Below are 26,554 nucleotides of genomic sequence, written 5' to 3'. Positions count from 1 at the left end.
TCAGTCGACCTTCTTGAAGATCACCGAGGCGTTTGTGCCTCCGAAGCCGAAACTGTTCGACATGGCCACATCGATCTTCATCGGCTTGGCCTTGTTTGGGACCAGGTCGATGGGCGTCTCCATCTCGGGGTCGTCCAGATTGATCGTCGGCGGCGCGATTTGATCGCGGATCGCCAGCACGCAGAAGGCCGCCTCGATGGCGCCCGCCGCGCCCAGCAGGTGGCCGGTCATGGACTTGGTCGAAGAGACGGTCAGATTCTGCGCATGATCGCCGACCAATCCCTCGATCCCCTTCAGCTCGATCCAGTCGGCCATGGTCGAGGTGCCGTGGGCGTTGACGTAGTCCAGGTCTGACGGTTGAAGACCGGCCCGCTTCAGCGCCGCCTTCATGGCCCGCACCCCGCCTTCGCCGTCCTCGGACGGGGCGGTGATGTGATAGGCGTCGCCGCTCATGCCGTAGCCCACGACCTCGGCATAGATCTTGGCCCCGCGCGCCTTGGCGTGCTCGTATTCTTCCAGCACCAGGATGCCGGCGCCTTCGCCCATGACGAAGCCCGCATGGCCCCGATCATAGGGACGCGACGCCTTCTCGGGCGTGTCGTTATAGGCGGTGCAAAGCGCCTTGCAGGCCAGAAAGCCCGCGATGCCGATCGGCACGACCGAGCTTTCGGCCCCGCCCGCCACCATCACGTCCGCGTCGTCCAGCGCGATCATCCGGGCCGCGTCGCCGATGGCATGGGCGCCCGTGGCGCAGGCGGTCACCGCCGCGTGGTTCGGCCCCTTCAGGCCATGACGGATCGAGATTTGGCCACCGGCCAGATTGATCAGGGCGCTGGGAATGAAGAAGGGGCTGACGCGACGCACGCCCTGTTCCTTCAACACGATGGCCGTGTCGGCGATGGGGCCCAGGCCGCCGATGCCGGAGCCGACCATGACGCCGGTGCGCTCCTTGTCCTCGTCCGTTTCTGGCTTCCAGTTGGCGTCGGCCAGGGCCTCGTCCGCCGCCGCGATGGCGTACAGGATGAAGTCGTCGACCCGCTTCCTGTCCTTGGCGGACATGATCTTCTCGGGGTCGAAGTCGCCCTCGCCGCCGCCGCCGCGCCCATCCACGCTCGGCACTTCGCCCGCGATGGTGCAGCCGTATCCCTCGGTATCGAAGGCCGTGATCGGACCGATGCCCGACCGTCCCTCGACGATGCCCTTCCAGCTCTTCTCGACGCCCCAACCCAGGGGGGTCAGCAGACCGATGCCCGTAACGACGACGCGGCGCATGGTGCGTGCTCCCTTATCTCCAGCCCGACCCTTCGGAATCATCGCGGATTCGCGCGGGTCAGAAACAGTAAAGGCCGCCGGGCGTCTCCGCTAGGAGCGCCGGGCGGCCCTGTGAACCGTCAGCCTGTTCGGCCGAGATCGGCGACTGAGATCAGCCGGCCGACTTTTCGTCGATGAACTTGACCGCATCGCCGACCGTCTGGATGTGCTCGGCGGCGTCATCCGGGATCTCGATGTCGAATTCTTCTTCGAAGGCCATCACCAGCTCGACGTTGTCGAGCGAGTCGGCGCCCAGGTCGTCGATAAAGCTGGCCTTTTCGGTGACCTTGTCCGGATCGGCGTCCAGATGGTCGATGACGATCTTGCGAACGCGCTCGAGGGTGTCGGACATGAGTGTCTCTCTGCCTGTTTGAAATCGCCGTAGAGGCGGGGGTAGCTCAGAAATCGCCGTCTCACGGCAGCGATGGCGACGCAAGCCCGAAAGCCCGAACCGCCGACGCATTCAACCCTTTAGCACAGGCTTTCGGGCTGGAAATAGTCTGTTGCGCGACGTGATAAGGGCCGCAGCCCTTAAATCATCGCCATTCCGCCATTCACGTGCAGGGTCTGGCCCGTCACATAAGCGGCTTCATCGGACGACAGATAGACGGCGGCGGCGGCGATCTCGTCGCCCGAACCCAGCCGGCCCGCCGGAATCCGGCCCAGAATGGTTTCGCGCTGCTGATCATTCAGCACGTCAGTCATCGGCGAGGCGATGAAGCCCGGCGCGATGCAGTTGACCGTGATGCCGCGCGAGCCGACCTCCTGCGCCAGCGACTTGGAAAAGCCGATCATCCCGGCCTTGGACGCCGAATAGTTGGTCTGGCCCGGATTGCCGGTCACGCCGACGACCGAGGTGACGCCGATGATTCGCCCCGAACGGCGCTTCATCATCCCCTTCACCGCCGCGCGGGTCAGGCGGAAATAGCTTTCCAGATTGACGGTCAGGACCGACTGGAAATCCTCGTCCTTCATCCGCATCAGCAGGCCGTCCTTGGTGATGCCTGCATTGGCCACCAGGATGTCCAAGGCTGAGCCCGCCGCCGTTTCGGCTGCGTTGACCAGATTGTCGACCGATTCCGGGTCCGACAGGTTCGCCGTGGCGAAATGCGCCCGCTCCCCCAGCTCCTTGGCCAGATCGGCCAGCACGGCCTCGCGTGTGCCCGACAGCACCACGGTCGCGCCCTGGGCATGCAGCGCCCGCGCCACCGCCCCGCCGATCCCGCCCGTCGCGCCGGTCACCAGCGCGGTCTTGCCTGCAAGATTGAACATTTTGTCTCTCCGTCGTGGCGAGTGATTAGTGCCGAGTGGCGAGGAAAAGCAAAGTCGCGTGACGAAGCCGTCGCCACGCGTCCCGCGTCAGCCCTTGGCGAACGCTTCCAACTCTTCGGGCGTATTCAGCGGCAAGGCCTCGGCGTCCGGTGCGATCCGCTTGGCCATGCCGGTCAGCACCTTGCCCGAGCCGATCTCGACAAAGCGCGTCACGCCGCCTTCGGTCGCCATCCATTCCATGCTCTCGCGCCAGCGCACCCGGCCGGTGACCTGTTCAACCAGCAGGCGGCGGATGACTTCCGGATCGCTCTCGGGCCGCGCCAGGACGTTGGCGACGACGGGCACGACCGGCGCGGCGATCTTCGCCTCGGCCAGGGCGGCGGCCATCTCGTCGGCCGCCGGCTGCATCAGCGGACAGTGGAACGGCGCCGACACGTTCAGCGGGATCGCGCGCGCGCCCAGTTCCTTGGCCTTCTCGATCGCCCGGTCCACGGCGGCCTTCTCGCCCGAGATGACGATATTGCCGTTGTTGTTGTCATTGGCGACCAGGCAGACGCCGATCTCGGCCCCGGCCGCCGCCGCTGCTTCAGCCAGCGCCAGATCGGTCTTGGGCCCGATCAGCGAGGCCATCGCCCCCTGCCCCACCGGCACGGCGCGCTGCATGGCCTGACCGCGCAGCTTCAACAGCCGCGCCGTATCCGACAGCGAAATCGCGCCCGCCGCCGCCAGCGCCGAATATTCGCCCAGCGAGTGACCGGCCACATAGGCCGCGCTCGCCACGTCAAAGCCGAACTCGGCCTTCAACGCCCGGATCGCCGCCACGGACACCGCCATCAGGGCGGGCTGGGCGTTCTCGGTCAGGGTCAGTTGATCCTCGGGGCCTTCGCGCATCAGCACCGACAGCTTCTGGCCCAGCGCCTCGTCCACCTCGGCGAAGACGTCGCGAGCGGATTGGAAGGCGTCCGCCAACGGCGCGCCCATGCCGACGGCCTGGCTGCCCTGTCCCGGAAACAGAAGTGCGAGGGTCATCGACCGCTCCCTGAATCGTTCATCAAGGCGCGGACCCGTAAGCCCAGACTTACCCGAGGGCAAGCACCGCCCATCGTCTCCTCCCCGCTTGGCGGGGAGGGGGACCGCGAAGCGGTGGAGGGGTTCTTCAAGTCCCACGGGCACAGGGGATGCGCGAAGCCCCCCTCCGTCTCTCCGCTGCGCTTCGAGCCACCCCCCCATGAATGGGGAGGAGACGATGCTCAGCCATCGCAATGCCGCTGGTCTATCCGATGCGATTCCAATCGCTTGCCGATTTATGTCCCCCGTCTCCCATCCACGGGGTCAAACGGCCCCATAATGCATCCGTCTCGTCGCATGGAGGGCTCGTAAGGCCTGCGACCTTGCGGCGGCGAGAGCGGAGGGAACGGGGGCGATGGTGAGATCCCATCGCGGCGCCGGGGCTGATCGGTCGGGGAATCGCCCCGGCGTCCGCAGTCGCGTCGCAGGGTCGAGGGGGATACTCGGCCGCACCGGGGATCGGGGATCGCTGCTCCGACCCGCCCGTCGCAGGCTTATGGGGTTAGGCGATAAGACCGCCACCGCTCGGCGCCCCGAGCTTGCAGGCCAACCTTCCGCGCGGAGCGTCATACCCTTCGTCGAAACGGTAACTCCAACCACAGAACTCCGGGCGAAGGCCCGGCGCTCCGCCCAGCCCTCCAAACTTCGCTGCGACCGCGCGAGGGCGAAGACGCTTGCCCGCCATATTTGCCCTTCGCGCGCAGGATCGCTACATCCGGCGCAACTCCCCATTCAGACGAACCCGAAGGGCGCACCGCACCTCATGGCGCAGCAATATATTTTCCAGATGCAGGGTCTGACCAAGACCTTCCCCGGCGGCCGCAAGATCTTCGAGAACATCTGGCTCAGCTTCTACAACGACGCCAAGATCGGCGTCGTCGGCGTCAACGGCTCGGGTAAGTCCACCCTGCTGAAGATCATGGCTGGCCTGGACAACGAGTTCAACGGCGAGGCCCGCGCCGCCGACGGCATCAAGCGCGGCTATCTGGAACAGGAGCCCCAGCTCGATCCCGCCCTGAACGTGCGCCAGAACGTCGAGGCCTGGTGCGAAGAGAAGCAGTGGGTCAACCGCTTCAACGAAGTCGCCGCCGAACTGGGCGAGAACTACACCGACGAACTGATGGAGGAGATGACCTCCCTTCAGGAGAAGATCGACGCCGGCGACGTCTGGGACATCGACGCCCGGATCGACCAGGCCATGGGCGCCCTGCGCTGCCCGCCCGACGACTGGGAAGTCACCAATCTGTCCGGCGGTGAGAAGCGCCGCGTGGCCCTGGCCCGCCTGCTGCTGTCCAAGCCCGACATGCTGCTGATGGACGAACCGACCAACCACCTGGACGCCGAATCCGTCGCCTGGCTGCAGCACCACCTGGAAAACTTCCCCGGCTGCGTCATCCTGGTCACCCACGACCGCTACTTCCTGGACCAGGTCACCAAGTGGACGCTTGAGCTGGACCGCGGCAAGGGCCACCCGCACGAGGGCAACTATTCCTCGTGGCTGGAAGCCAAACAGAAGCGCGTGGTTCAGGAGCAGTCGGAATCCGAAGCGCGCCAGCGCGCCCTCACCCGCGAGCTGGAATGGGTCCGTTCGGGCGCCAAGGCCCGTCAGGCCAAGTCCAAGGCCCGTCTGGCCGCTTACGAGCGGATGGTCGAGGAACAGGAATCGATGCGCGGCGCCCAGACGCACGCCCACATCCAGATCCCGCCCGGACCGCGCCTCGGCAATGTCGTTCTGGAAGTCGAGGGTCTGCAGAAGTCGTTCGGCGACAAGACCCTGTTCGACAACCTGACCTTCAAGCTGCCGCCCAACGGCATCGTCGGCGTCATCGGCCCGAACGGCGCTGGCAAGTCGACCATGTTCAAGCTGATCACCGGCCAGGAACAGCCTGACGGCGGCACGATCCGCGTCGGCGAGACGGTCAAACTGGCCTATGTCGATCAGTCGCGTGACGACCTGAAGCCGGACGAAACCATCTGGCAGGCCATCTCGGGCGGCACCGACGTGATGATGGTCGGCAAGCGCGAGATCAACACCCGCGCCTATGTCGGCAGCTTCAACTTCAAGGGCGGCGACCAGCAGAAGAAGGTCGGCCAGCTGTCTGGCGGTGAGCGCAACCGCGTCCACCTGGCCAAGACCCTGGCCTCGGGCGGCAATCTGATCCTGCTCGACGAACCGACCAACGACCTGGACATCGAGACCCTTCAGAACCTCGAAGAGGCTCTGGAAGAGTTCGCGGGCTGCGCCGTGGTCATCTCCCACGACCGTTGGTTCCTTGACCGTCTGGCCACCCACATCCTCGCCTTCGAGGGCGACGGCCATGTGGAATGGTTCGAGGGCAACTTCGAAGCCTACGAACAGGACAAGATGCGCCGCCTGGGCGCCGACAGCATCATACCCAAGCGTATTCAGCACCAGAAGTTCGGCCGCTGATCGCCTGACCTGACAAGAGGAGCCGCTGCATGACCCAACGCCCCGCCGTTCTCATCATGCAGCGGCATCTTGCGCCGCTCTCGGGATTTCTGGAGAGCGCCTACGACGTCTATCGCTTCTGGGAAGGTCCGCCGATCGAGGCCGCCCATGACATCCGCGTCATGGTCGTCGCCGGCGAGGCGGCCCTGGACAAGGCGCTGATCGAACGCCTGCCCAATCTCGACCTCGTGGCCTGTTTTACCTCCGGCTATGACGGGATCGACATCGACTGGTGCCGCCAGCGCGGCCTGCCCGTCACCCACGCCCCCGGCGTCAATCACGAGGATGTCGCCGATCACGCCATGGGCCTGATCCTGGCCGCGCGTCGCCAGATCGCCTCGGGCGACCGTCAGGTCCGCGCCGGCGGCTGGACCTTCGAGACGCGCACCATCACAACGTCGCTCGCCGGCCAGAAGCTGGGCATCGTCGGCCTGGGCCACATCGGCAGGGCCGTCGCCGACCGCGCCGAGGCCTTCCGCATGGCGGTCAGTTGGTGGGGGCCGCGGCCGCACGACGCCGAATGGCCGCGCGCCGACAGCCTGCTGGCGCTAGCCAAGGCCAGCGACATCCTGGTCGTCGCCTGCAAGGCTGACGAGACCAATCGCGGCCTGATCTCGCAGGACATCATCGAGGCGCTTGGCCCCGACGGCCTGCTGGTCAATGTCTCGCGCGGCCAGGTCGTGGACGAGGATGCTCTGATCACCGCCTTGAAGTCAGGGACATTGGGTCAGGCCGCCCTGGATGTCTTCATCGAAGAGCCGACCGATCCAGCTCGCTGGGCCGACGTGCCCAATGTCATTCTGACGCCCCACACCGCAGGGGCCACGACCGCCGGGGTGCAGGGCATGCTGATGCTGCTGATCGAAAATCTGCAGGCGCATTTCGCGGGCGAGCCGCTGAAGACGCCCGTCGTCTGACTTCAGCGGGGACGCTGCGGCCGCTCGTTCGCCGTCACCACGCCGTCGCCGTTCTTGTCCATCGCCTTGAAGGCGGCGGCGAGGCCCACGTCGAACTCCTCGCGAGTAAGGCGCCCGTCCGCATCGGCGTCGAAGCGCGCCAGCATCCGACCGCCCCGCGCATTGGCCAGTTCACTGGCGTCGACCACGCCGTCTTCATTGGCGTCCAGACGGTTGAACATCTGGGTCATGCGCGCCTGCATCTGGGCCAGGTTTTCGCGCTCCGGCGGCCGCATCTGTCCGCCCATAGGCCGCCCTGACATTTCAGGCCCAGACATTTGAGGCATGGGCGTCTCGGGAAAGTCGCTCTGGGCCAACGCCGGACCGGCGGCGGCGACAGCAAGAGCGGCGATGAACAGGCTACGCATGAGATCACTCCAAGACGGGTCTGCTGGCTTTAACGCGCGCACGAACCATTCCCGTCGATGCGTTTCCAAGAAACCGATTTCGCTTGCCAAATCATATAAGGATATCTTTATATGAGCATATGAGTTTGTCCGCCGATCAGACTGTCGAAGCCCTCCGCGCCGCCGGCGAACCCACCCGTTTGCGCGTTCTGTCGCTGCTCGCGGGCGAAGAGCTTTCGGTCATGGAAATGTCCCGCATCCTGGACCAGAGCCAACCTCGGGTGTCCCGCCATCTCAAGCTGATGACCGACGCCGGGCTGATCGAACGCTTTCCCGACGGCGCCCGCGTCTACTACCGCCTGTCGCATGACGCCCAGGCGCGCCGGCTGATCGACACGGTGCTGGACATCCTGGCCGAGGACGCCGGCGAGGCGGATCATCGGCGTCTGGACGAGGTCCGCAAGGACCGCGAGGAAGCCGCCGCCAGCTATTTCGAACAGGTCGCTCCCCAGTGGGATCGCCTGCGTTCGCTCTACGTGAGCGAAAGCGCTGTCGAGGCGGCGCTGGAAAAGGCGGTCGGTCCCGGCCCCTTCGAACGCGTCGTCGATCTGGGCACAGGTTCTGGCCGGATGCTGACCCTGTTCGGCAAGAAGGCCAAGATGTCAGTCGGGCTGGATCTCAGTCAGAACATGCTGAACATCGCCCGCACCAACGTCACCAAGGCGGGCGTGGAGCAGGTCGAATTGCGCCACGGCGACATCTTCGCCACCCGCCTGCCCGCCGCCAGCGCCGATCTGGTGATCGTGCATCAGGTGCTGCACTACCTGTCCGATCCGTCCGCCGCCGTCGCTGAGGCCGCCCGCCTGGTCAGTCCGGGCGGCCGCCTGGTCATCATCGACTTCGCCCCGCACGACTTCGAACATATGCGCGAGGCGCATCAGCATCGCCGCCTGGGTTTCGCCGACAGCGAGATCAACGGTTGGCTCATTGACGGCGGCCTGACGCCATCGGCCCCCATCGCCCTGCCCCACGATGCCGAGGGCCTGACCGTGACCATCTGGACGGCGGAACGCCGCGTCCAGGATAGAAAGACCGCCTGATGGCCTCCTCCGCCTCCCTCAACCTGGCCGACGCTCGCGCCCTGCTGCTGTCGCCTCTTGGCCCTGTGGCCCGCGCCGGATCGAACCGCGACGCCGTGCGCGTCTCGTTCGAGTTCTTTCCGCCCAAAACCGATGAGGCCGAGGCCAATCTGTGGAAGGCGATCCGCCGTCTGGAGCCGCTGAACCCCGCCTTCGTCTCCGTCACCTACGGCGCCGGCGGTTCGACCCGCGAGCGGACCCACCGCACAGTCCAGCGCATCATCACCGAGACTTCGCTACGCCCCGCCGCCCACCTGACCTGCGTCGAGGCCAGCCGGGAAGAAGTCGATGAGGTCATCGAAGGCTATAAGACCATCGGCGTCGATCACATCGTGGCGCTGCGTGGCGATCCGCCCGGCGGGGCTGGCATCGGCGGCGTCTATCAGCCGCGCGCCGACGGCTATGCCAACGCCACGGAACTGACCGCCGCCATCAACCGCATCGGCGGATTCGACGTCACGGTCGGCGCCTATCCCGAACGCCACCCCGAAAGCCCCTCCATCGATCACGACATCGAGGTGCTGAAGGCCAAGATCGATGCCGGCGCGACCCGCGCCGTCAGCCAGTTCTTCTTCGACATCGACGCCTTCCTGCGCTTCCGCGACCGGGTGCGGGCGGCGGGCGTCACCATCCCCCTGATCCCCGGCGTCATGCCGGTGTCCAATTTCGCCGGTCTTCAGCGGATGTGCGGCGCGTGCGGCGCCAGCATCCCCGACTGGCTGAAGGCGCATTTCGACGGCCTGGACGACGATCCCGAAACCCGCAAACTGCTGGCCGCCTCCGTCGCCGCCGAGACGTGCGCGCGTCTGCAGGAAGAGGGTTTCTCCGACTTCCACTTCTACACCCTGAACCGCGCCGACCTGGTCTATGCGATCTGTCGCGTTCTGGGCGTGCGCGAGACGGCGGCAGCCCAATGACCCGCACGGAACGCATCGCCGCCCTGTATCAGGCGGCCAAGAAACGCATCCTGGTCCTCGATGGCAGTTGGGGCGTCATGATCCAGCGTCGCGGGCTGGACGAGGCCGACTTCCGCGCCAACCGCTTTGTCGCAGCCAACGGCTATGACGAGAAACATCAGATGAAGGGGAACAACGACATCCTCTGCATCACGCGGCCCGACATCATCGCCGACCTGCACGACCAGTATTTCGCCGCCGGCGCCGACATCTCAGAGACCAACACCTTCTCGGGCACCACTATCGCACAAGAAGACTACGCCCTGGACGCCCAGGCGGTGTGGGACATCAATCTGGAGGGCGCGAAACTGGCCCGCGCCTCGGCCGATCGCTGGACCGAGAAGGAGCCGCACAAGCCGCGCTTCGCCGCCGGTTCCATCGGCCCGCTGAACAAGATGCTCTCAATGTCGTCCGACGTGAACGACCCCGGCGCACGCAGTGTGACCTTCGACCAGGTCTATGAGGCCTATCGCCATCAGGTGAAGGCGCTGAACGAAGGCGGGGTCGATCTCTATTTGATCGAAACCATCACCGATACGCTGAACTGCAAGGCCGCGATCAAGGCGATCAAGGACCTGGAAGACGAAGGCATGGACGCTCTGCCCATCTGGATCAGCGGCACCATCACCGACCGCTCGGGCCGCACCCTGTCAGGCCAGACAGCCGAAGCCTTCTGGAACAGCGTACGCCACGCCAAACCGTTCGCCGTCGGCTTCAACTGCGCCCTGGGCGCCGACCTGATGCGACCCTTTATCGCCGAGCTGAGCCGCGTCGCCGACACCCTGGTCGCCGCCTACCCCAACGCCGGCCTGCCCAACGCCATGGGCCAGTACGACGAGGAGCCGCACGAGACCGCCCACTTCATCGAGGAATGGGCCGCCTCCGGCCTGGTCAACATCGTCGGCGGCTGCTGCGGCACGACGCCGGACCACATTCGTCACGTCGCCGAAGAGGTCGCGCCGCTGAAGCCCCGCGCCATCCCGGAACGGCCTGTGGCCTTGCGCCTGTCCGGCCTCGAACCTTTTGAATTGGTAGCGTAAGTGCGTCCTGTCTTCATCAACGTCGGCGAACGGACCAACGTCACCGGCTCGGCCAAGTTCCGCAAGCTGGTGGTCGAGGGCGACTATTCGGCGGCGCTGGACGTCGCTCGCCAGCAGGTCGAGGCCGGCGCCCAGATCATCGACGTCAATATGGACGAGGGGCTGCTGGACGGCGTCGTCGCCATGCGGACCTTCCTGAACCTGATCGCGGCCGAGCCCGACATCGCCCGCGTGCCGGTGATGATCGACAGCTCCAAGTGGGAAGTGATTGAGGAGGGCCTGAAGTGCGTTCAAGGCAAGCCCATCGTCAACTCGATCAGCATGAAGGCGGGCGAGGCTGAGTTCCGCGAACAGGCGGTCAAATGCCTGCGCTACGGCGCCGCCGTCGTCGTCATGGCCTTTGATGAAGTGGGTCAGGCCGACACCGCCGCGCGCAAGATCGAAATCTGCACCCGCGCCTATGACATCCTGGTCAACGAGGTCGGCTTCCCGCCCGAGGATATCATCTTCGACCCCAACATCTTCGCCGTGGCGACGGGGATCGAGGAGCACGACAACTACGCCGTCGACTTCATCGAGGCGACGCGGGAGATCAAACGCACCCTGCCCTACGCCCGCATCTCGGGCGGGGTGTCGAACGTCTCGTTCAGCTTCCGCGGCAACGAGCCGGTGCGCCGCGCGATTCACAGCGTCTTCCTGTACCACGCCATCAACGCCGGCATGGACATGGGGATCGTCAACGCCGGCGACCTGCCGGTCTATGACGACATCGACGCCGAACTGCGCGAGGCGGTCGAGGACGTCATTCTGAACCGGCCGCAGCGAGCCAATGTCACAAATACCGAGCGTCTGGTCGACATGGCGCCCCGCTACAAGGGCGAGAAGGGTCAGGCCCGCGTCGTCGATCTGAAATGGCGCGAACAACCGGTCGGCAAGCGGATCGAACACGCCCTGGTCAACGGCATCACCGAGTTCATCGAGGCCGACACCGAAGAGGCGCGCCAGGCGTCAGAGCGCCCGCTGCACGTCATCGAAGGCCCGCTGATGGACGGGATGAACGTGGTCGGCGACCTGTTCGGCTCGGGCAAGATGTTCCTGCCGCAGGTGGTGAAGTCCGCCCGCGTGATGAAACAGGCCGTCGCTTGGCTGGAGCCCTTTATGGAAGCCGAAAAGGCCGGCAAACCCCGCGAACAGGCGGGCCGCATCCTGATGGCCACCGTCAAGGGCGACGTCCACGACATCGGCAAGAACATCGTCGGCGTCGTGCTGCAATGTAACAACTACGAGGTCATCGACCTCGGCGTCATGGTCCCGGCCGACCGCATCCTGGACGAGGCCAAGGCCCACAACGTCGACATCATCGGCCTGTCGGGCCTGATCACGCCGTCGCTGGACGAAATGGTCTTTGTCGGCGCCGAGATGGAGCGGCGCGGCTTTGACATTCCCCTGCTGATCGGGGGCGCCACCACCAGCCGCACCCATACGGCGGTCAAGATCGAGCCGGCCTATCGCCGGGGCTCGACCACCTATGTCGTCGACGCCTCGCGCGCCGTCAGCGTCGTTTCGGGCCTGCTGTCCAAGACCGAGCGCGCGAAGAACGAGGCCGCCACCCGCGACGAATACATCCGCATCCGCGAGCAATATGCGCGCGGCCAGGAGGTGAAGGCCCGCGCCACCCTGGCTCAGGCGCGCGAGAACCGCTTCCGCATCGACCCCGCCCAGCCCCTGCCCGGCAAGCCGGCCTTCCTTGGCGTGAAGGCGTTTGACGCCTGGGACCTGCAGGATCTGGCCGACCACATCGACTGGACACCCTTCTTTGCCAGCTGGGAGCTGATCGGCCGCTATCCGCTGATCCTGGACGACGAGGTCGTCGGCGAGGCCGCGCGCGACCTGTTCGCCGACGCGCAAGTCATGCTGAAGCGTATCATCGACGAGAAGTGGTTCACGGCCAAAGGCGTCGTCGGCTTCTGGCCGGCGCGCGCGGACGGTGACGATGTCATCGTGTACGCCGACGAAGGCCACGACACGGAAATCGCCCGCTTCCACACGCTACGCCAGCAGATCGAGAAGTCGAACGGCAAGCCAAATCTGGCCCTGTCCGACTTCATAGCCAATGTGGGCGATGACTATATTGGCGCCTTCGCCGTCACCGCAGGACACGGCGAGTTGGAGATCGCCAAACGCTTCAAGGACGTTGGCGACGACTATTCCGCTATCCTGGTCACCGCCCTGGCCGACCGGTTGGCCGAGGCTTTCGCCGAACGGCTGCACAAGGAAGTTCGCACCACCCTGTGGGGCTACGCCGCCGACGAAACGACCAACATCGATGCGCTGATCGCCGAACAATACCAGGGGATCCGCCCTGCCCCGGGCTATCCCGCCCAGCCTGATCACACAGAAAAAGCAACGCTATTCCGCCTGCTTCAGGCCGAGGACAATGCCGGCATGGCCCTGACGGAAAGCTTCGCCATGACGCCCCCGGCCTCTGTCTCGGGCCTCTACTTCGGCCATCCGGGCAGCCACTATTTCGGCGTCGGCAAGATCGATCTCGACCAGGTCGAGGATTACGCCCGCCGCAAGGGATGGGACGTCGGCACCGCTGAGCGCTGGCTGGCCCCCATCCTCAACTACGATCCCTACGCTGCCAAACGCGAAACGGCGGCTTGAGCCGAACTCAAGCCGCCGTCTGTCATCGGATAACCGCCGAACTGATCAGTTGATGCCGACGCTCTCCAGCGTGGCGGGCGGCGTGGTGATGTTGTCGCGCAGGCGGCGCGCGGCGTGCTCGCAGCGGCCCGGCAGACCGAAGAATAGGCCGAACGACTGGCTGCGCGCCTCGGCGTCGGGATTGGCCATCAGCGGGGCCCACTGCGCCTTGACGGCGGCGACGGCCTGCTCGGCCTCAGCCTTCGAAGCGGCCGATTGGCGCGGCGCGGCCGCCGCCAGGGCGCTGCGGAAATCCTGGGCTTCGAGACGGCCCAGACGCACCAGCTCGACATCCTCCGGCGCGCGCGACGTCAGCGTCTCGCCCAGATCGGCGTGCCCGGTCACCAGCGCATCGCACCACGCCACCAGCGGATAGTCGGCGCTCGGCGCGCCCCGCGGCAGCGGCCGTGCATAGGCGATGGCCTCGCGCGTCTTCACCGCATCGGCAGTCTCCGTCGGCCGGTTTCCGGTCACAATCGGACCGTCTTGAGCTACGGCACGATCGTGAGCCGAAAGGTTCGTGATCACAACAGCGGCAGCCAGTAGGGCAGCGGTCTTTAGCATGGTCATCCTTGGGTAAGAGCCTCCCGGCTCTGGTCTTGTGGTCGTCATAACGTTCGTCAAACGAAATGGTTTTTCCATGACTACAAAAAACAAGGGCGGCAAACCCTCAAGTTTGCCGCCCCGTCTCCTAACCGATTTCTAGACTTAGAAGTCGGCCGTTATACCGATGAACATGAAACGTCCCATCGCATCGTAGGTTTGCGGATAGGTGTTGTTGTTTCCGGTCGTGCCAACCGAATACGACAGTGGTGGATCACGGTCGAGGATGTTGTTGATGCCGGCACGCAACTTCAGATTGTCGCGCAGTTGAATGCTACCGGACAGATCGAAGTAGTTTTGCGCATCAAACTTGCTGTCCAGACGTCCGGCGCCAGCGACGTTCTCCACTTCGCCGTAGTAGCGCCATGTCGCCGAAAGATCGGCATTCCAAGGCATCTGCCAGGTCACGCGAGCGCGGTGACGCCATTCGTTCTTGGGCGTGCCGCATTCACCGGCGAACTTGCCGACGCAGTCGTAAGCTGCAGCGCCGGCACCCGGATCAGTTTCAAGCTTCTCCAACCAAGATCCGACCATATTGAATGCCAGACTGCCATAGGATTCGAGCCCAACGCGCTCCAGATCCATGCTGTAGTTGGCGTTGATATCGATGCCCGAAGTCTTTAGGCCGCCTATATTAGTGTTGAAGGCTTCAATATAGCCGCCCGTCGTCCAAAGGGTCCCAATATCGCTGCGGACAATACGGGAGCAGGCAGCCGCTTCATTATTGACGTAGCAGTTATCCAGCGTGACCAGCGGATCGATGATGTCGATCCGGTCCTTCAAATCGATATCGTAATAGTCGATCGAAACGTTCAGGCCCGGCAGGAACGACGGGGTGATAACGGCACCAACCGTAAAGGTGTCCGCCGTCTCCGGAGCCAGATCAGCATTGCCCTTTTGCAGGAAGTTATACTGGCCCGCAGGGCTTTCAAGCAGGCCGCCATTGTCGGTCGCAAGCCCGTACTGCCCGGCAGGAACGCCCGTCGCCACACACTGCGCTAGCGTTGCGGTAGGGTTCGGTCCGCAGGGGTCGCCATCCGCATCATAGAGGTTCAAGCCTTCCGGCCGGAACAGTTCGATCACGTTGGGAGCGCGGGTCGTCCGCGCCAGACTGGCGCGGAAGCGAAGGTCGCTGATCGGCGCCCAGTCGACGCCAAGGCCATAGGCGTCCGAGTTGAACTTGTCGTAAGTCGATCTACGGTAGGAGCCGTTGATCGACACTTGCTCGGCAAACGGACGACCTTCGATCAGCGGCATTCGGAACTCACCGAACAGATCATAGACCTGAACCGATCCGGCCACGCTTTGGGTAGGCCCGCCTTGTCCAGCCAGGTCGCCGGTTTCAAACGCCTGGTCCGATGTGGCGACCAACTTGTCACGACGATATTCGGCGCCGAACGCGACCTGAAGGCCGCCTTCCGCAAGCGGGCTGCGTACATACTGTGTCAAATCGCCCGTGGTCGCCAGGGTGATGACTTGCTGCTCGGTGATGCCGCGCTGCAAACCGGGTACCTGAATATAGTTCAGGGCCGCTTGGGTGACTCCCCCCGGAGCATAAAGATTGTAGGGCACGCAGGCCGCGTCAACGGCCGCCAGCGGTCCGGTCGGCCCATCGGGATCGATCGCAGAAACGCACGCGGCCTGACCTGTGGCGGGATCAATAGCGACATCAAGCGCGCGGCCGATACGAGTGTTCGAAAACTCGTTGCGATAGATGCGGCTCAGGCTGACCTTCGAATAGGATGCTGCCAGATCGTAGCTCCACACATCGCTCAGATCGCCTCGAATGCCAACCACGCCGCGGTAGTTCTGAGAGCTGATGTCATCTTGACGTCCGCCGCCTTCGACGTTGCGGCGACCGATCAGCACTTCGACCGAGCCGACGCCAGGGGCGCATCCCAACTGCGCAGCTTGCGCGGGCGTCAGGAGCGGATTGGAGCAACTGATGTTGTAGCCGCCGTTTGCCGAAGTCCCGCCGCCGAAGAAGATGCCAGACGGCGCGATCTGCGCGACCGTGCTGTAGTCGCTGAAGTTCAGCGACGCGAACGCTTCAATCTTATCGTTGACTTGATAGTTTCCGAAAGCGCCCAGAGTGTAGCGCTCGTCAGGCCGTTGATAATAGTTCAATGGGCCGAAGTTGTAGGCGTCGTTTGCGGTGTAGTTACGGAAACCGCCGCCGTCCGCGACAGTGAGATTGGCCCCGCTGTCCAGAGACAGGAAACGGCCCGTAGCGTTAGTGGAGGAACCACCGCACGTGAAGCTACCCGCCGACTCCCCGCCAAGCGAACAAGCCGAGTAATCACGATCACGGCCAAGAATCTTGTTGTTCTTCCGGTAGCCAGCAAAGGCCGTAACGTTGCCGCGCCCGTCCGGGGCGTTAACGCCCATGGCGATCGTGACTTCACGGCTGAAGCCGTCCATCACATCGTCATCAGGCAGCTTGAACTGAGCAGGGTTGCCCGCAGACCGTCCTTGGATCACGGTTCGCAGATTACCCGGGCCATCGTAGTCGTTGTGGTGCTGGAAGAAGCCGTATTGAGCGTCAACCTGAAGCCCTTCGAAGTCCTTCTTCATGATGAAGTTCACGACACCGGCGATCGCGTCGGAGCCATAAACTGCAGCAGCCCCGCCGGTCAGCACTTCAACACGCTCAACAAGTTGCCCGGGGATCTGGTTAAGGTCAGCAGCAGTGTCGTTGGGCGAGCCGTAACCCATACGGCGACCGTCGATCAAAACCAGCGTTCTGTCCGGGCCAAGCGCGCGCAGGTCCACCGTTGCCGTGCCCGAAGCGCCGTTGGAGACAGTCGAGTTCTGGGCTGCGAACGCTTGAGGAAGTTGGTTCACCAGATCTTCCACGCGCGTAACGCCCTGGACGCGGATATCTTCGCCAGTAACCTGCGTCACTGGGCTGGTGGTGCGCAGATTTGCCTGGGGAATGCGCGATCCGGTAACGACGACTTCATCGACATTTACGGCTTCGTCCGTCGACTGCGCCAGAGCGGGGGTGCTCAGGCCGATCATGGCGAAGCCAGCGATAATGGTGGACTCAAGCAGACGCCTGCGCTGGTTCTGAGATCTCACGTAATTTTCCCCTCTGAGGTTTGCCGAAACTCAGCGACAATAGCCGCCGCAACATTGTCCCCTGACATCTATGCGCTCTGAAGCATGATGTAGACTCAGCGAGAGTGACCCGGCTTTGCTCTCCTCGCCATGGCAATTACACCTGAGCAACACCATTGAGGCAGAACTGTCGCAAAATCACCACGCTTCTTGTAGGCAGAAATATCTGATAGCTTTTAGGTCGATCTGGCCTTTTTTGACCAAATCAACTCCAACACGGCTCTTTTTAGGGTACGAAAATGCGCAATAGGGGGCTGTTTGTAGTCGCCACAGCTTCGGCCTTGATGGTCATTGGTGAGCCGAGGTTGGCCATCGCTCAAACGCAACCAGACCGTGCGGCAGCGCTAAAGGATGTGGCCGCTTGCCGTAGCATCTCAGCAGAGACAGCACGATTGGTCTGCTACGATGAGGCAGTGGCGCGGCTAGATTCTGCCGAACAGACCGGCGACATCGTCGTGATGGACCGCGCCCAAGTCCGAGACGCAAACCGTCAGTTGTTCGGTTTCCAGTTCACCAACCCCTTTGCAGCTCGTCTGGGAGGAACCGCAGAACCTGAAGTGGAAGCCATTGAAACGACGTTGACTTCCGCAACCGCTACCGTCGATGGGAAATGGCTTTTCCGCTTGGCAGACGGGTCTGAATGGCGCCAAGTCGATTCAGATTCAGTGAGGTTCCCCAATAGAGCGGGCGTGCAAGTACGTATCCGCCGCGCAGCATTAGGCAGCTTCATGATGACGCTGGACCGTAGCCGCGCGGTTCGCGTCCGTCGCCAATAGAAGCTACCGCTGAACGAGAACCCGCGCCGCATAGGGTGCGGGCTCCGGCGTGCAGGAGGCGGCGATCAGTTGCACCGCGGCGAGACACAGGATCGCCGCCGCGACGAACGGGAGCCGATTTGATACAGCGTTGGCGATCGAACGGGCCATTGTGGGCGCTCCAGGCATGATTACCGAGACGTTAACGCAAGCTCTGCGCCAAACGCGTCCGTGCCGATGATCCCGTTCGTGAGAGCGTTCGATTTCGCCTATGGGCGGCGCGATCAGTTGTCGCCATTGATCCAGCGGGTGATCGCCGACAATCCGGGGCCTTTCACCTTCACCGGGACGGGGACCTATATCGTCGGCCGGCCGGAGGCAGGCGCCGAGGTCGCGGTGATCGATCCGGGGCCGCTGAATCAGGCGCATCTGGCGGCGCTGATGGCGGCGGTCGAGGGGCGGCTGGTCAGCCATGTGCTGGTGACGCATACGCATCGGGATCATGCGCCTCTGGCCCGGCCGTTCGCCGAGGCGACCGGAGCACGGATTTGGGCGGCCCGGCCTCCGATGCGGGAAACGCATGCGTCGGGTGCGCTGGACGAGGATGAGGATGCGGACTTCGCGCCCGATGTGGTGCTGACGAGCGGCGAGGTCATCGAAGGCGACGGCTGGACGATCGAGGCGATGTTCACGCCCGGCCATGCGTTAAATCATATGGCTTTTGTTCTGCGCGAGGAGAACGCGCTGTTTTGCGGCGACCATGTCATGGGCTGGTCAACGACGGTCGTGGCGCCGCCAGATGGAAGCATGCGCCAGTATATGGCCAGCCTGGAGGCGGTGATCGCGCGCGACTTCGACGTGCTGTGGCCGACGCACGGAGCGCCGGTGACGGAGGTGCGGCCGTTTCTGGAGGCCTATCGCGCTCATCGGCTGGAGCGGGAGGCGCAAGTGCTCCAGCGGCTTGCGGCGGGGGATCGGACGATCGCGCAGATGGTCCCGGTTCTGTACGCCGCAGTCGATCAGCGGCTGTGGCCGGCCGCTTCGCTGTCGGTGCTGGCAAATCTGATCAAGCTGGTCGAGGACGGCGCGGCGATCAGCGACGGCGCGCCCGGCCTGTCGGCGCAGTTCCGGCTGGCCTAGCGTCCCGCCTCCAGGTTTCGAGCAATCTTGGCGGCGAGGCGGCAGGTGGCGCCGCCGTCAGGACGGCTGCCGCGTGCGGCGACGCGGATGTCGGTGCGGCCGGGGCGGATGCGGACGACGGCGTCGGTGGCGAAGCCGAACCAGGCGCCGGCGTGCACGGCTTCGACCTGGAAGGTTGTGGCGCGGGTGACGACGAAGCCGGCGTCGACCAGCGCCGAGGTCGCCTGCTGGGCCAGGACCTGGGTCGGGCTGGCGTCTACGCCCACACAGGTCTGCGGCGTGCCGCTGCGCAGGCCGGCGGCGCGCGGCAGGCCGGGCGGCTCGTCAAGATTGGTGCTGACGTCACGCGGATGGGGCGTCGCATCCTGCCCCTGACGCAGCACGAAGCCGGCGACGGTCGCACCCGAGAGAGCTAACGCCGCCAGCGCATAAAGACCCCTGCCCTTCAGGTCGCGCAGCGCCAGCACCGCCGCCACCAGAGCCGCCGCCAGACCGACCCAGGCCAGGAGGCGCGCTACGGTCCAGGTCAGCAGGTCATAGCCGATCGCCAGATCGAGCCCGCCGAACCGCGTCGCCGTAACGGCCGCCACAATCAGAACAAAGGGCGCCGCCGCAAGCGCCGTCAGCCAGGGCAGAATGGCGGGTACGGGCTTTCTGGTCGGCATTCAGGCTCCGGTTTTCACTTAGGCAGCGGTCGGCAGACGATAGTCCTTCATCCGGTCGCGCAGAAGCTTCTTGTCGATCTTGCCGGTCGCGCCCAGCGGGATGTCGTCCACGGCGACCACATCGTCGGGCATCCACCATTTGGCGATCTTGCCGGTCAGGAAGTCCAGATGCTCCTGCTTGTCCAGCGTCTCGTCGGGTTTCAGCTTCAGGATCAGCACGGGCCGTTCGTCCCATTTGGGGTGGGCCGCGCCGATGACGGCGGCGATCTCGACCTTGGGGTGACCCACGGCGATGTTTTCGATCTCGATGGAGCTGATCCACTCGCCGCCCGACTTGATCACGTCCTTGGCGCGGTCAGTGATCTGCATGAAGCCCAGGTCGTCGACCGTGGCTACATCGCCGGTGTCGAAGAAGCCTTCGCCATCCAGGATCGAGCCGTCTTCCTTGAAATAGACGCGGCTGATCGTAGGGCCCTTGACCATCAGACGACCGAATGTCGCGCCGTCATGCGGCAATTCGGCGCCCGCCTCGTCCTTCAGCTTCAGCTCGACGCCCAGCGGCGGCACGCCCTGCTTCAGGCGGTATTTCATCTGCTCGTCGTAGGAAAGCTTCAGGATTTCGGGCGGCAGGTTGGCGATGGTGCCGATGGGCGAGGTCTCGGTCATGCCCCAGGCATGGGTCACCTCGACGCGGAAATCGTCCTGGAAGCCGCGGATCAGGCTTTCCGGGCAGGCCGAGCCGCCGATCAGCACGCGTTTCAGGGTCGAGAAGCCCAAGCCGTTCTGTTTCATATGGGCGAACAGGCCCTGCCAGACGGTCGGCACGGCGGCCGAGAAGGTGACGCCCTCCTGTTCGATCAGCTCATAGATCGACTGACCGTCCATCTTGGCGCCCGGCATGACCAGCTTGGTCCCGGCGGCGGGGCCGGCGAAGGCGATGCCCCAAGCGTTGGCGTGGAACATCGGCACGACCGGCAGGATCACTTCCTTGGGCGTGGCGCCCATCACCGTGGCCTGAAGGCCCATGAAGGTGTGCAGGAAGTTGGAGCGGTGCGAATACAGCACCCCCTTCGGATTGCCCGTGGTGCCGGAGGTGTAGCAGAGGCCGCAGGCCGTCTGTTCGTCGAAGTCGCCCCAGACGACGTCGGTCGATTGACCGGCGATCGCGTCCTCATAGGCGACGGCCTTGGGCAGCTTCGTCTGCGGCATATGGGCGGCGTCCGTCATGATGACGACGCGCTCGACCTTCGGGATATGCGGCAGGATGGCTTCCAGCAGCGGCACGAAGGTCAGGTCGACGAAGATGATCCGGTCTTCGGCGTGATTGATGATGTAGACGAGCTGTTCGGGGAACAGACGCGGGTTCAGGGTGTGACACACCCCGCCGATGCCCATGATGCCGTACCAGGCCTCGATGTGGTTGGCGGTGTTCCAGGCCAGGGTGGCGATGCGGTCGCCCGGCTGGACGCCCCAATCCTTCAGCGCGCTGGACACGCGTTTGGCCCGGTCGTGGATCTGGGCGTAGGTCGTGCGGACAATGGGCCCCTCGACCGAGCGCGTCACCACTTCGCGCTCGCCATGCCAGTTTTTGGCGTGGTCGATGATCTTGTCGACCGTCAGCGGCCAGTCCTGCATCAAGCCCAGCATGTCGTATCCTTGTCCCTTGGATGCGTCTGCTTTGATGCGACGCTTGAGCCGACGCTAACATCGGTGATCGGCGATAAGCAACGTGACGTAGCGTCAGCAACGGCGCGGCGGATCGTCCCCCGTGGCGTCGGCCGGTTCAGCGGTCTAGAAGGCCGCCCATGACCATATTGATCGCGATCACGGGGGGCTCCGGCTCCGGCAAAAGCACCCTGGCCGAGGCGCTGGTCTCGGCCCTGCCGGAGGGCTCGGCCGTGCTGGTGCGGGAGGACAGCTATTACAAGGATGCGGCCTCCCTGCCCGGCTTCGACGCCGCGACCTTCGACTTCGACGATGTGACGGCGCGCGATCACGACCTGATGATCTCGGACCTGAAGGCATTGAAGGCCGGGCGCGCGGTGACGGCGCCGGTCTATTCCTTCATCCATCACGGCCGCGAGCCGGGCGGCGAGCCGATCCCGGCGGCCGAGGTGGTGATCGTCGAGGGCACGCACGTTCTGTGCACCCCCGACCTGACCGCCCTGTTCGACATCCGGGTCTTCGTGGACACCCCTGCCGACATCCGCTTCATCCGCCGCCTGCTGCGCGACCAGGCCGAGCGGGGACGGTCGGCGGATTCGGTCGTGGCGCAATATCTGGCCACGGTGCGTCCGGGTCACGAGCGCCTGACCGAACCGTCGCGCACCCACGCCGACTTCATCGTTGCCGATGCGACGGCGGCGGTGCGTCTTGAAGATCCCCAGGCCGTGGTGCGTCTCGCCGCGCCTGTCCTGGCCCATCCGCTGCTGCAGGCCCTGCTGGACGATTAGCGAAGACGTCTCCGACCCGGAATTCTCCCGGTCGGAGCGCGACCGGCTCAGCGGGCGGATGACCATTCATCGCCCTGATGCGCGCCCGTTCGGCGGCTTCGGCCTGTTTCTCGACCAGGATGGCGTCCAGCCGGACGTATTCGAGTTCCAGCAGGGCGCGAAGGCGGTCATCCTCGGCCTCTTCCTCGGGCGTCTGTCTGTAGGGCGGCGGCAGGCCGCGCCCGGGTTTGGGACGGCGAGGTTTGGGGCGGGCCATGCGGGTCTCCGAACACGGGTTATCGGCTTCGCGCGGTCGCAGCGAAGTCTGGAGGGCTGGGCGGAGCGCCGGGCCTTCGCCCGGAGTTGATTTGTAGTGTTACCGTTTCGACGAAGGGTATGACGCTCCGCGCGAGGGGTTGGTCTGCAAGCTCGGGGCGTCGAGCGGTGGCGGTCTTATCGCCTAACCCCATAAGCCTGCGACGGGTCGGCGGTCCCTGCGAGGACCGTCCCGAGTGCGGCCGAGTATCCCCCTCGACCCTCCGACGCGACTGCGGACGCCGGGGCGATTCCCCGACCGATCAGTCCCGGCGCCGCGATGGGATCTCACCATCGCCCCCGTTCCCTCCGCTCCCGCCGCCGCAAGGTCGCAGGCCTTACGAGCCCTCCATGCGACGAGACGGGTGCATTATGGGGCCGTTTGACCCCTGGGATGGGAGACGGGGGACATAAATCGGCAAGCGGTTGAAATCGTTTGGGAGCGGCCAGCGTCATTGCGATGGCTGAGCATCGTCTCCTCCCCATGTCATGGGGAGGTGGCTCGAAGCGCAGCGGAGAGACGGAGGGGCTCTTCGCGCATCCCCGACCTCTGTGGGACGTCAAGAGCCCCTCCACCGCTTCGCGGTCCCCCTCCCCGCAAAGCGGGGAGGAGACGGTTGGATCAGATCAGTCCCGCCAGCGGCGACGACGGGTCCGCATACATCCGCTTGGCCATCCGCCCGGCCAGATAGGCGTCGCGGCCGGCGATGACGGCGTGTTTCATGGCGCGGGCCATGCGGATGGGATCCTTGGCCCCGGCGATGGCGGTGTTCATCAGGACGGCGTCGCAACCCAGTTCCATCGCGCGGGTCGCGTCCGAGGCCGTGCCGACGCCCGCGTCGACCAGAACCGGCACCTTGGCCTGTTCGACGATAAGGCGGACGTTGACCTCGTTCTGGATGCCCAGGCCCGAGCCGATCGGGGCGGCGGCGGGCATGATGGCGGCGGCCCCGGCGTCCTCCAGCCGCTTGGCCATCACCACGTCGTCGGTGCAATAGACCATGACGTCGAACCCGTCCTTGATCAGCAGTTCCAGCGCCCGCAGCGTCTCGATCATGTCGGGATACAGGTGGGCGGTGTTGGACAGCACCTCCAGCTTGACCAGACTCCATCCCCCCGCCTCGCGCGCCAGGCGCAGGGTCCGCACCGCGTCCTCGCCCGTGAAACAGCCGGCGGTGTTGGGCAGGAAGGTGAAGCGATCCGGCTTCACATAATCGACCAGCATCGGCTGGGTCGGATCCGACAGGTTCACACGGCGCACCGCGACAGTGACGATCTCGGCCCCGGCCGCCTCGGCGGCGGCGGCGTTCTGGGCGTAGTCGGCATATTTGCCGGTGCCCACGATCAGTCGCGAGTTAAAGGTGCGGCCGGCGACGGACCAGGTTTCGTTGGCTGTATCAGTCATGGATGCTGACCTAGGCCTCTCCGGCGCGCGGGGGAACCCGTCGTAGCCCGATTTGATCGGATCACCCGCCGCCGACGAACTGGACCAGTTCGATACGGTCGCCTGCGGCCACCGGCGTAGCGGCATGAAGGGACTTGGGCACGATCTCGAGATTGCGTTCGACGGCGACCTTGCGCGGGTCCAGCGACAGCTCTTCGACCAGGGCCAGGATGGTGGCGGCTCGAACCTGGCGCGGCTCGCCGTTGAGATGGATCTGGTGCATCGGTCGGGTCTCTCGGCGTTGTCGGCGCGACCTTTCAGATAGCGACTGAAGGATCGGATCGCCAGACCGCGCTGCGCCGGCCCGGTGACCTTGGGTAAGGTTCAACGCCGCGAGCGTTTGACCCACGCCCTGCGTCCGCTAAAAGGCCCCTCTTGCGCCGCGCTGCGCCGGATCGATTCTGGAACCATGGCCGAAACGCCCGTCATTCATGTGCTGAACGGCCCCAATCTGAACCTGCTCGGGGTTCGGGAGCCGGACATCTATGGCCGCGACACCCTGGCGGACATCGAGCAGCGCTGCGTCCGGGCGGCCGGCAAGGCGCAGATCGTGTTTCGCCAGACCAACCATGAAGGGGTGCTGGTCGACTGGATCCAGGAGGCGCGCGAGGGCGCCGACGCCCTTATCCTCAATCCGGCGGCCTACGGGCATACGTCGGTGGCGCTGCACGATGCCCTGAAGACGCTGTCGATCCCGGTGATCGAACTGCATCTGTCCAATCCGGCGGCGCGCGAGGCGTTTCGCCATCACTCCTATGTGTCCTCCGCGGCGACCGGCGTCATCGCCGGCTTCGGCGCGGCGGGCTATGAACTGGCCGTCCAGGCGGCCCTCACCCAGGTTCGGGAACGCGGCTAAGCCCCGTCCCGTTTATCAAAGACCACGAAAGACAAGGCGCAACTCCAATGGCCGATGACAAGAAACACGCCGAAATCGACGCCGCACTGGTTCGCCAGCTGGCCGAGATCCTGAACGAGACCGATCTGACGGAAGTCGAGGTCGAGCGCGGCGAATTGCGCATCCGCGTGGCGCGCGAAGTCACCGTCAACGCCGCCCCGGTTCAGTACGCCGCCGCCCCCGCTCCGGTCGCCGCTGCGCCCGCCGCTGCTGCTGCGCCGGCCGCCATGCCGTCGGATCCCGCCACCATCGTCGCCCGCGCCGGCGAAGAGGTGAAGTCGCCGATGGTCGGCACCGCCTATCTGCAGGCCTCGCCGGAGGCTCCGGCCTTCGTCCAGCCCGGCGACAAGGTCAAGAAGGGCCAAACCCTGCTGATCGTCGAAGCCATGAAGACGATGAACCCGATCCAGGCCCCGCGCGACGGGGTTGTGGCCGAAATCCTGGTCGGCGATGCCCAGCCGGTCGAGTTCGGCGAACCCCTCGTCCTGCTGGAAGCCTAAGCCGTGTTCACCAAGGTCCTGATCGCCAACCGCGGCGAGATCGCGCTGCGCATACACCGGGCGTGCAAGGAGATGGGCATCTCCACCGTCGCCGTGCACTCCGAAGCCGACCGCGGCGCCATGTGGGTGCGGCTGGCCGATGAGAGCGTCTGCATCGGCCCCGCATCGGCCACCAAGTCGTATCTGAACATCCCCTCGATCATCGCGGCGGCCGAGATAACCGGCGCGCAGGCGATCCACCCTGGCTATGGGTTCCTGTCCGAGAACGCCCGATTCGCCGAGATCGTCGAGGCCCATGGCATGACCTTCATCGGTCCCAAGCCCGAGCATATCCGGGTGATGGGCGACAAGATCAGCGCCAAACAGACGGTCAAGGACGCCGGCATCCCCGTCGTCCCCGGCTCGGATGGCGAAGTCGAGACCGTCGAGGCCGCGATTGAGGCGTCCAAGTCCATCGGCTTCCCCCTGATCGTCAAGGCGGCGGCGGGCGGCGGCGGACGTGGCATGAAGGTCGCCCTGACGCCTGACGATCTGGTCGAAGCGGTCCAGACCGCCCAGTCGGAGGCCAAGGCCGCCTTCGGCAACGGCGCCGTCTATATGGAGCGCTACCTCCAGAAGCCGCGCCACATCGAGATCCAGGTCATCGCCGACAGCCACGGCAATGTCGTCCACCTGGGCGAACGCGACTGCTCGCTGCAACGCCGTCACCAGAAGGTGCTGGAAGAGGCCCCCTCGCCCGCCCTGTCGGCCGAAGGTCGCAAGCAGATCGGCGAGACGGTCAACAAGGCCATCGCCGCCATCGGCTACTTGGGCGTCGGCACCATCGAGTTCCTGTGGGAGGACGGCGAGTTCTTCTTCATCGAGATGAACACCCGCCTGCAGGTCGAGCATCCGGTTACGGAAATGATCACCGGCGTCGATCTGGTGCGTGAACAGGTGCGCATCGCCGCCGGTCTGCCGCTGTCCTTCACCCAGGACGACATCCACTTCGAGGGCCACGCCATCGAGGTGCGGATCAACGCCGAAAACCCGGAGACCTTCACCCCCTCGCCGGGCAAGATCACCGACTTCCACGCACCGGGCGGCCTGGGCGTGCGGCTGGATAGCGCCATCTACGCCGGCTATTCGATCCCGCCCTATTACGACAGCCTGATCGGCAAGCTGATCGTCCACGGTCGCGACCGCGAAGAGGCCATCGCCCGCCTGAAGCGGTCGCTGAACGAGGTCGTCATCGGCGGCGTCGATACCACCATCCCCCTGTTCCAGAAGCTGCTGGCCGAGCCGGACATCCTGTCGGGCGACTACGACATCCACTGGCTGGAGAAATGGGCGGCCCGTCAGAAGGGCGACGCCTGACCGACCCCGATTTCAGCGCCAGCGGGCCTTTCGGCGGTTTCGGCCCCGAGGACCTGCTGGCCTG

General features: G+C 65.0%; 25 protein-coding genes. 13 read left to right on the top strand and 12 right to left on the bottom strand.

Translation table 11 applies throughout. From position 1 onward, the window contains the following. The 4 genes from fabF to fabD all read right to left on the bottom strand — a co-directional run bounded on the left by fabF (position 1) and on the right by fabD (position 3,612). A complete protein-coding gene (fabF, locus tag O2K97_RS07810; RefSeq protein ID WP_269221071.1) occupies positions 1-1,272 on the bottom strand; it encodes a beta-ketoacyl-ACP synthase II in 1,272 nt (423 codons plus the stop codon). Between the two features lie 151 nt (positions 1,273-1,423). Next, a complete protein-coding gene (locus tag O2K97_RS07805; RefSeq protein WP_008264317.1) occupies positions 1,424-1,663 on the bottom strand; it encodes an acyl carrier protein in 240 nt (79 codons plus the stop codon). Positions 1,664-1,842: 179 nt separating this feature from the next. Then, positions 1,843-2,583 carry a 3-oxoacyl-[acyl-carrier-protein] reductase gene (gene fabG, locus O2K97_RS07800; protein WP_055808649.1) on the bottom strand — a complete coding sequence of 247 codons (741 nt, stop codon included), beginning with the start codon at positions 2,581-2,583 and terminating at the stop codon, positions 1,843-1,845. A gap of 87 nt (positions 2,584-2,670) precedes the next feature. Then, the gene (gene fabD / locus O2K97_RS07795; RefSeq protein WP_269221070.1) at positions 2,671-3,612 is read right to left on the bottom strand and encodes an ACP S-malonyltransferase; all 942 of its coding nucleotides are present in this window, start codon (positions 3,610-3,612) and stop codon (positions 2,671-2,673) included. Positions 3,613-4,414: 802 nt separating this feature from the next. On the opposite strand from fabD, the gene ettA reads away from it, so the two are divergent. Both ettA and O2K97_RS07785 read left to right on the top strand, forming a co-directional pair. Next, entirely contained in the window at positions 4,415-6,082 is a 1,668-nt protein-coding gene (gene ettA, locus O2K97_RS07790; protein WP_269221069.1) for an energy-dependent translational throttle protein EttA, read from the top strand. 29 nt (positions 6,083-6,111) lie between these two features. Beyond that, the gene (locus O2K97_RS07785; RefSeq protein ID WP_269221068.1) at positions 6,112-7,038 is read left to right on the top strand and encodes a 2-hydroxyacid dehydrogenase; all 927 of its coding nucleotides are present in this window, start codon (positions 6,112-6,114) and stop codon (positions 7,036-7,038) included. 2 nt (positions 7,039-7,040) lie between these two features. On the opposite strand, the gene O2K97_RS07780 is transcribed toward O2K97_RS07785, so the two are convergent. Then, positions 7,041-7,445, bottom strand: a complete 405-nt coding sequence (locus O2K97_RS07780) for an EF-hand domain-containing protein (protein WP_269221067.1) — start codon at positions 7,443-7,445, stop codon at positions 7,041-7,043. A 119-nt stretch (positions 7,446-7,564) separates the two neighbouring features. Here O2K97_RS07780 and O2K97_RS07775 point away from each other — a divergent pair, with 119 nt between their 5' ends. From O2K97_RS07775 to metH, 4 genes are read left to right on the top strand one after another with little or no spacing between them, the layout of a single operon-like run. Continuing rightward, positions 7,565-8,524, top strand: a complete 960-nt coding sequence (locus tag O2K97_RS07775; protein WP_055808527.1) for an ArsR/SmtB family transcription factor — start codon at positions 7,565-7,567, stop codon at positions 8,522-8,524. Next, entirely contained in the window at positions 8,524-9,480 is a 957-nt protein-coding gene (gene metF / locus O2K97_RS07770; RefSeq protein WP_269221066.1) for a methylenetetrahydrofolate reductase [NAD(P)H], read from the top strand. Before O2K97_RS07775 ends, metF begins: the two co-directional genes overlap by 1 nt. Further along, entirely contained in the window at positions 9,477-10,559 is a 1,083-nt protein-coding gene (locus tag O2K97_RS07765; RefSeq protein WP_269221065.1) for a homocysteine S-methyltransferase family protein, read from the top strand. The genes metF and O2K97_RS07765 overlap by 4 nt, the downstream gene beginning before the upstream one ends. Continuing rightward, positions 10,560-13,226 carry a methionine synthase gene (gene metH, locus O2K97_RS07760; protein WP_269221064.1) on the top strand — a complete coding sequence of 889 codons (2,667 nt, stop codon included), beginning with the start codon at positions 10,560-10,562 and terminating at the stop codon, positions 13,224-13,226. It abuts the gene before it with no gap. A 45-nt stretch (positions 13,227-13,271) separates the two neighbouring features. Here the strand turns inward: metH and O2K97_RS07755 are convergent, their stop codons facing one another. Together O2K97_RS07755 and O2K97_RS07750 are read right to left on the bottom strand one after the other, a co-directional pair. Further along, positions 13,272-13,739: a hypothetical protein gene (locus O2K97_RS07755; RefSeq protein WP_269221063.1), complete on the bottom strand. Its 468-nt coding sequence runs from the start codon at positions 13,737-13,739 to the stop codon at positions 13,272-13,274. Positions 13,740-13,973: 234 nt separating this feature from the next. Continuing rightward, positions 13,974-16,949 carry a TonB-dependent receptor plug domain-containing protein gene (locus O2K97_RS07750; RefSeq protein WP_269221062.1) on the bottom strand — a complete coding sequence of 992 codons (2,976 nt, stop codon included), beginning with the start codon at positions 16,947-16,949 and terminating at the stop codon, positions 13,974-13,976. Between the two features lie 431 nt (positions 16,950-17,380). On the opposite strand from O2K97_RS07750, the gene O2K97_RS07745 reads away from it, so the two are divergent. Next, complete coding sequence (locus tag O2K97_RS07745; protein ID WP_269221061.1) at positions 17,381-17,764, top strand: hypothetical protein; 384 nt, start codon at positions 17,381-17,383, stop codon at positions 17,762-17,764. Positions 17,765-17,767: 3 nt separating this feature from the next. Here the strand turns inward: O2K97_RS07745 and O2K97_RS07740 are convergent, their stop codons facing one another. Further along, entirely contained in the window at positions 17,768-17,914 is a 147-nt protein-coding gene (locus O2K97_RS07740) for a hypothetical protein (RefSeq protein WP_181669112.1), read from the bottom strand. 66 nt (positions 17,915-17,980) lie between these two features. Here O2K97_RS07740 and O2K97_RS07735 point away from each other — a divergent pair, with 66 nt between their 5' ends. Further along, positions 17,981-18,883: an MBL fold metallo-hydrolase gene (locus O2K97_RS07735; RefSeq protein WP_269221120.1), complete on the top strand. Its 903-nt coding sequence runs from the start codon at positions 17,981-17,983 to the stop codon at positions 18,881-18,883. Here the strand turns inward: O2K97_RS07735 and O2K97_RS07730 are convergent. Together O2K97_RS07730 and O2K97_RS07725 are read right to left on the bottom strand one after the other, a co-directional pair. Further along, positions 18,880-19,548, bottom strand: a complete 669-nt coding sequence (locus O2K97_RS07730; RefSeq protein WP_269221060.1) for a DUF1499 domain-containing protein — start codon at positions 19,546-19,548, stop codon at positions 18,880-18,882. The two genes, O2K97_RS07735 and O2K97_RS07730, sit on opposite strands and share 4 nt — an antisense overlap. A gap of 18 nt (positions 19,549-19,566) precedes the next feature. Further along, entirely contained in the window at positions 19,567-21,195 is a 1,629-nt protein-coding gene (locus tag O2K97_RS07725; protein ID WP_269221059.1) for a long-chain-fatty-acid--CoA ligase, read from the bottom strand. Positions 21,196-21,353: 158 nt separating this feature from the next. Here O2K97_RS07725 and udk point away from each other — a divergent pair, with 158 nt between their 5' ends. Together udk and O2K97_RS07715 are read left to right on the top strand one after the other, a co-directional pair. Then, positions 21,354-22,001 carry a uridine kinase gene (gene udk / locus O2K97_RS07720; protein WP_269221058.1) on the top strand — a complete coding sequence of 216 codons (648 nt, stop codon included), beginning with the start codon at positions 21,354-21,356 and terminating at the stop codon, positions 21,999-22,001. Between the two features lie 58 nt (positions 22,002-22,059). Then, a complete protein-coding gene (locus O2K97_RS07715) occupies positions 22,060-22,347 on the top strand; it encodes a hypothetical protein (RefSeq protein ID WP_269221057.1) in 288 nt (95 codons plus the stop codon). 570 nt (positions 22,348-22,917) lie between these two features. On the opposite strand, the gene O2K97_RS07710 is transcribed toward O2K97_RS07715, so the two are convergent. Both O2K97_RS07710 and thiS read right to left on the bottom strand, forming a co-directional pair. Next, positions 22,918-23,700: a HisA/HisF-related TIM barrel protein gene (locus O2K97_RS07710; protein WP_269221056.1), complete on the bottom strand. Its 783-nt coding sequence runs from the start codon at positions 23,698-23,700 to the stop codon at positions 22,918-22,920. A 61-nt stretch (positions 23,701-23,761) separates the two neighbouring features. Further along, positions 23,762-23,962: a sulfur carrier protein ThiS gene (thiS, locus tag O2K97_RS07705; protein WP_066551876.1), complete on the bottom strand. Its 201-nt coding sequence runs from the start codon at positions 23,960-23,962 to the stop codon at positions 23,762-23,764. 186 nt (positions 23,963-24,148) lie between these two features. Between thiS and aroQ the strand changes: the two genes are divergently transcribed. Genes aroQ through accC form a run of 3 tightly spaced genes read left to right on the top strand, consistent with a single transcriptional unit; the run spans position 24,149 to position 26,490 of the window. Then, the gene (aroQ, locus tag O2K97_RS07700) at positions 24,149-24,595 is read left to right on the top strand and encodes a type II 3-dehydroquinate dehydratase (RefSeq protein ID WP_137721405.1); all 447 of its coding nucleotides are present in this window, start codon (positions 24,149-24,151) and stop codon (positions 24,593-24,595) included. Between the two features lie 47 nt (positions 24,596-24,642). Then, positions 24,643-25,134: an acetyl-CoA carboxylase biotin carboxyl carrier protein gene (accB, locus tag O2K97_RS07695; RefSeq protein WP_055808514.1), complete on the top strand. Its 492-nt coding sequence runs from the start codon at positions 24,643-24,645 to the stop codon at positions 25,132-25,134. Between the two features lie 3 nt (positions 25,135-25,137). Next, entirely contained in the window at positions 25,138-26,490 is a 1,353-nt protein-coding gene (gene accC / locus O2K97_RS07690; RefSeq protein WP_269221055.1) for an acetyl-CoA carboxylase biotin carboxylase subunit, read from the top strand. Positions 26,491-26,554: the final 64 nt, after the last annotated feature.

It is taken from the genome of Brevundimonas vesicularis, from assembly GCF_027105095.1.
In the GTDB taxonomy this organism is placed as follows: Bacteria; Pseudomonadota; Alphaproteobacteria; order Caulobacterales; family Caulobacteraceae; genus Brevundimonas; species Brevundimonas vesicularis_E.
Note: the sequence above shows the minus strand (reverse complement) of the source record. Positions and strands in the feature narration are given on the sequence as shown.

Excerpts from the sequence above, each read along its gene's own strand:
- fabF (WP_269221071.1), bottom strand. The coding sequence starts at position 1,272 with ATGCGCCGCGTCGTCGTTACGGGCATCGGTCTGCTGACCCCCCTGGGT.
- O2K97_RS07805 (WP_008264317.1), bottom strand. The coding sequence starts at position 1,663 with ATGTCCGACACCCTCGAGCGCGTTCGCAAGATCGTCATCGACCATCTG.
- fabG (WP_055808649.1), bottom strand. The coding sequence starts at position 2,583 with ATGTTCAATCTTGCAGGCAAGACCGCGCTGGTGACCGGCGCGACGGGC.
- fabD (WP_269221070.1), bottom strand. The coding sequence starts at position 3,612 with ATGACCCTCGCACTTCTGTTTCCGGGACAGGGCAGCCAGGCCGTCGGC.
- ettA (WP_269221069.1), top strand. The coding sequence starts at position 4,415 with ATGGCGCAGCAATATATTTTCCAGATGCAGGGTCTGACCAAGACCTTC.
- O2K97_RS07785 (WP_269221068.1), top strand. The coding sequence starts at position 6,112 with ATGACCCAACGCCCCGCCGTTCTCATCATGCAGCGGCATCTTGCGCCG.
- O2K97_RS07780 (WP_269221067.1), bottom strand. The coding sequence starts at position 7,445 with ATGCGTAGCCTGTTCATCGCCGCTCTTGCTGTCGCCGCCGCCGGTCCG.
- O2K97_RS07775 (WP_055808527.1), top strand. The coding sequence starts at position 7,565 with ATGAGTTTGTCCGCCGATCAGACTGTCGAAGCCCTCCGCGCCGCCGGC.
- metF (WP_269221066.1), top strand. The coding sequence starts at position 8,524 with ATGGCCTCCTCCGCCTCCCTCAACCTGGCCGACGCTCGCGCCCTGCTG.
- O2K97_RS07765 (WP_269221065.1), top strand. The coding sequence starts at position 9,477 with ATGACCCGCACGGAACGCATCGCCGCCCTGTATCAGGCGGCCAAGAAA.
- O2K97_RS07740 (WP_181669112.1), bottom strand. The coding sequence starts at position 17,914 with ATGGCCCGTTCGATCGCCAACGCTGTATCAAATCGGCTCCCGTTCGTC.
- O2K97_RS07735 (WP_269221120.1), top strand. The coding sequence starts at position 17,981 with ATGATCCCGTTCGTGAGAGCGTTCGATTTCGCCTATGGGCGGCGCGAT.
- O2K97_RS07730 (WP_269221060.1), bottom strand. The coding sequence starts at position 19,548 with ATGCCGACCAGAAAGCCCGTACCCGCCATTCTGCCCTGGCTGACGGCG.
- O2K97_RS07725 (WP_269221059.1), bottom strand. The coding sequence starts at position 21,195 with ATGCTGGGCTTGATGCAGGACTGGCCGCTGACGGTCGACAAGATCATC.
- udk (WP_269221058.1), top strand. The coding sequence starts at position 21,354 with ATGACCATATTGATCGCGATCACGGGGGGCTCCGGCTCCGGCAAAAGC.
- O2K97_RS07715 (WP_269221057.1), top strand. The coding sequence starts at position 22,060 with ATGACCATTCATCGCCCTGATGCGCGCCCGTTCGGCGGCTTCGGCCTG.
- O2K97_RS07710 (WP_269221056.1), bottom strand. The coding sequence starts at position 23,700 with ATGACTGATACAGCCAACGAAACCTGGTCCGTCGCCGGCCGCACCTTT.
- thiS (WP_066551876.1), bottom strand. The coding sequence starts at position 23,962 with ATGCACCAGATCCATCTCAACGGCGAGCCGCGCCAGGTTCGAGCCGCC.
- aroQ (WP_137721405.1), top strand. The coding sequence starts at position 24,149 with ATGGCCGAAACGCCCGTCATTCATGTGCTGAACGGCCCCAATCTGAAC.
- accB (WP_055808514.1), top strand. The coding sequence starts at position 24,643 with ATGGCCGATGACAAGAAACACGCCGAAATCGACGCCGCACTGGTTCGC.